Consider the following 3766-nt stretch of genomic DNA (forward strand, 5'->3'; position numbering starts at 1 on the left):
AAAAAGCCCCGGTTTTGACCGGGGCTTTTGTTTCTTCGGCTGCCCCCCTTAGCTACAAGCTTGGACGGCGCGTTTGGTCATGACGGAGACCAGATGTGCGCGGTAGTCTTTGCTGCCATGCAGGTCGGCGATCATGTTCATCGGGTTGACCTTCAGCCCCATCAACGCGTTGGCGCGGAATTCGGTGTTGAGCGCGGCTTCCGCCTCGGACCAGCGGAACACGCCGTCCTCGCTGGCGCCGGTGACGGCCACGCGAACCCCATCCGCAAACCGGGCCAGATAGACCCCGACCAAGGCAAAGCGCGAGGCGGGCTGCAGGAACTTCTGGTAGCTTGCAGCTTGCGGTACTGGGAAACGGACCGAGGTGATGATCTCGCCCTCATCCAGCGCAGTACTGAACATGCCTTCAAAGAAGTCATCCGCCGCGATCTGGCGCGTGTTGGTCACAACCGTCGCGCCCGAGCCCAGCACACCCGCCGGATAACAGGCCGCCGGATCGTTATTGGCAACTGACCCGCCGATGGTGCCGCGATTGCGCACCGCCGGATCACCGATCTGACCCGCCAGCGCGGCCAGCGCCGGATACGACCCCGCCGCCTCACGCGCCACCGTGGCATGGGGCGTCGCCCCGCCAATGGTGACCGAGCCGTCATCCTCGACACAGACACCCTGCATCTCGGCAATCCCGCTCATGCTGACCAGCACCGAAGGCGCCGCCAAGCGCTGCTTCAGCGTCGGGATCAGCGTCTGCCCGCCCCCCAGCGCCTGCGCATCCTCGGCCCCCATCGCAGCAACCGCGTCAGCAATGGTCGAGGGCTTTTCAAACTCGAAACTGTACATTTCGTCTTCCTTTCCGAAAGGCGCGGATCCGCCCTTCATCTGGCTAAAAATATCCCGGGGGTAGCTGGGGGCAGAGCCCCCAGCTACCCCAACCTCTCAGCTGTTCATCGCTGCCCAAACGCGCGACGGGCTTACTGGCATATCGATGTGATCCACCGCCTTGCCGCCCGCGTTCAGCGCATCCAGAACCGCATTGACCACAGCTGGCGGAGAGCCGATCGCCCCGGCCTCACCACAGCCCTTCACCCCCAACGGGTTATGCGTACAGGGCGTCTGGCTGGAATGATCCACGCCGTAGAACGGCACATCATCGGCGCGCGGCATGGCGTAATCCATGAAGGACGCGCTCAGCAGCTGGCCATTCTCGTCATAGGCGCAGTTCTCCAGCAGCGCCTGACCGATACCCTGACCAATGCCGCCATGAACCTGACCATCCACGATCATCGGGTTGACGATGTTGCCAAAGTCATCCGCCGCGGTGAAGGCCTCGATCGTGACCTGACCGGTCTCGGGGTCGACCTCGACCTCGCAGGCATAAGCGCCCGAGGGGAAGGTGAAGTTGGCCGGGTCGTAAAACGCGGTCTCCTCCAGCCCCGGTTCTACCTCCAGCGGGTAGTTATGCGGCACATAGGCCGTGAGGGTCACATCGCCCCAGGCCACCGACTTGTCGGTGCCTGCCACGCTGAACTGACCGTCCTTCAGCTCAATATCGGCTTCCGAGGCCTCGAGCAGGTGGGCGGCAATCTTCTTGGCTTTGTCGATCACCTTCTCGGTGGCCTTCACCATGGCCGAGCCACAGACCGCTAGCGACCGTGAGCCATAGGTACCCATGCCGAACGGGATCTTCGAGGTGTCGCCATGCACGATCTCGACCATCGACTCGTCGATGCCGATCATGTCGGCCACAACCTGCGGGAAGGCGGTCTCATGCCCCTGCCCGTGGCTGTGCGCGCCCACCATGACACTGATCGAGCCGGTGGCATTCACCCGCACGGTGGCCGCATCGTAAAGACCCGCCCGGGCTCCCAGCATGCCAACGATGTTCGACGGAGCGATCCCGCACGCCTCGATATAGCAGTTGATGCCCAGACCGCGCAGCTTGCCCTTGGCCTCGCTTTCCGCACGGCGGGCAGCAAAGCCTGCCAGATCGGCCGCGGCCTCAAGCTTGTCCATGGTCCCGTTGTAATCCCCGGTGTCATAGGTCAGAGCCACCGGCGTGTCATAGGGGAACTGGGTGATGAAGTTCTGACGGCGCAGGGCAATCGGGTCGACCCCCAACTCGCGCGCGGCCTTGTCCACCACGCGCTCCAACTGGAACGTCGCTTCGGGCCGACCCGCGCCGCGATAGGCATCCACCGGCACCGTATTGGTAAACATCGCCTTCACATTCACCTGAATAACCGGCGTCTTGTAATTGCCAGCCATCAGCGTGCCGTGCAGCCATGTGGGCACGGAGCTTGAGAAGGTCGACAGATACGCTCCAAGGTTCGCGTAGGTGTTGGTGCGCAGGCCAATGAAGTTGTTGTCTGCATCCAGCGCCAGTTCGATTTTGCTGACATGATCCCGGCCATGGGCGTCCGACATGAACGCCTCGGACCGGCTGGAAGTCCACTTCACGGGCCGGTTGCAGGCCTTGGCGGCGAAGGTACAGAACGCCTCTTCCGCATAGTGGAAGATCTTGGTGCCAAAGCCACCGCCCACATCCGGGGCCACCACGCGGACCTTATGCTCGGGCAGGCCCAGCACAAAGGCGCACATCAGCAGACGGATCACATGCGGGTTCTGCGAGGTGGTATAGAGCGTATAGTCCTCGGTCGCGCGGGAATACTCCCCCACCGCCACGCGCGGTTCCATCGGGTTGGCGACCAGGCGGTTGTTGACCAGATCCAGCGTGGTCACATGGGCCGCACCCGCAAAGACCTCATTGACCTTGGCGTCATCCGCCTCACCCAGCTGCCAGTCATAGCAGACATTGTTCTTCAGATCGTCATGGACCAGCGTCGCGCCCTCTTGCGCGGCGGCCTTCATGTCGATCACGGCGGGCAGTTCCTCGATCTCGAGGTCAATCGCCTCGGCCGCGTCACGCGCCTGTTCCAGGCTGTCGGCCACGACGGCGGCGATGGGATCGCCCACATGGCGCACCTTGCCTTGGGCCAGAATGGGATGCGCAGGCTCCTGCATGGGCGCGCCATGCTTGTCCGTCACCTCCCAGCCGCAGGGCATGCCGCCCACGCCTTCAAAATCCTTGCCGGTGAACACCTTGACCACGCCCGGCATGGCCTCGGCCGCCGAGGTATCAAGGCTGGTGATCCGGCCATGCGCGATATCCGAGCGCAGGAAATGAACATAGGCCTGTCCGGCCACGTTGATGTCGTCGGTGTAATTGCCTGCTCCGGTCAGAAAGCGCACGTCCTCGCGCCGCTTGGAACTGGCTCCGATGCCACTGTCTTTGGGCATTGCTTGTTCTCCTCCCTCGGGCCGCTTATTCGGCGGCGATGCTGCTGACGTCCTGGCCCGAAGCGGCCATGATCGCCTTGACGATGTTATGATAGCCCGTGCAGCGGCACAGGTTGCCTTCCAGATACTTGCGGATCTCTGCTTCCGTCGGGCGCGGATTGTCCTTCAGCAAAGCCGCCGCGCTCATCACCATGCCCGGCGTGCAGAAGCCGCATTGCAGACCGTGGTGATCCTGAAACGCCTGCTGGATCACGTTCAACGACCCATCCGGGCTGGACTGGCCTTCAATCGTGCCAACCTCAGCCCCATCCGCCTCAACTGCCAGCATGTTGCAAGACTTCACCGCCTCACCGTTCACATGCACCACGCAGGCCCCGCACTGCGCCGTGTCACACCCAACATGCGTCCCAGTCAAACTCAAATGATCCCGCAAAAAACCAGACAATAACGTCCGACCCTCTACATCGCC

At 62.8% G+C, this 3766-nt stretch carries 3 protein-coding genes; all 3 read right to left on the reverse strand.

Annotation, left to right across the window (positions count from 1 at the left end):
- Positions 1-48: 48 nt before the first annotated feature.
- Positions 49-840, reverse strand: coding sequence for an FAD binding domain-containing protein (locus tag ACR0JE_RS19545; RefSeq protein WP_480865350.1), 792 nt, complete (start codon positions 838-840; stop codon positions 49-51).
- Between the two features lie 96 nt (positions 841-936).
- Entirely contained in the window at positions 937-3297 is a 2361-nt protein-coding gene (locus tag ACR0JE_RS19550; RefSeq protein ID WP_480865351.1) for a xanthine dehydrogenase family protein molybdopterin-binding subunit, read from the reverse strand.
- Positions 3298-3322: 25 nt separating this feature from the next.
- A partial coding sequence (locus ACR0JE_RS19555; protein WP_480865352.1) for a (2Fe-2S)-binding protein occupies positions 3323-3766 on the reverse strand: 444 nt, incomplete at its 5' end.

It is taken from the genome of Ruegeria sp. H3, assembly GCF_056533095.1.

Bases quoted from the DNA above. Each gene is read 5' to 3' on its own strand.
- ACR0JE_RS19550 (WP_480865351.1), bottom strand. From the start codon at position 3,297: ATGCCCAAAGACAGTGGCATCGGAGCCAGTTCCAAGCGGCGCGAGGAC.
- ACR0JE_RS19545 (WP_480865350.1), bottom strand. From the start codon at position 840: ATGTACAGTTTCGAGTTTGAAAAGCCCTCGACCATTGCTGACGCGGTT.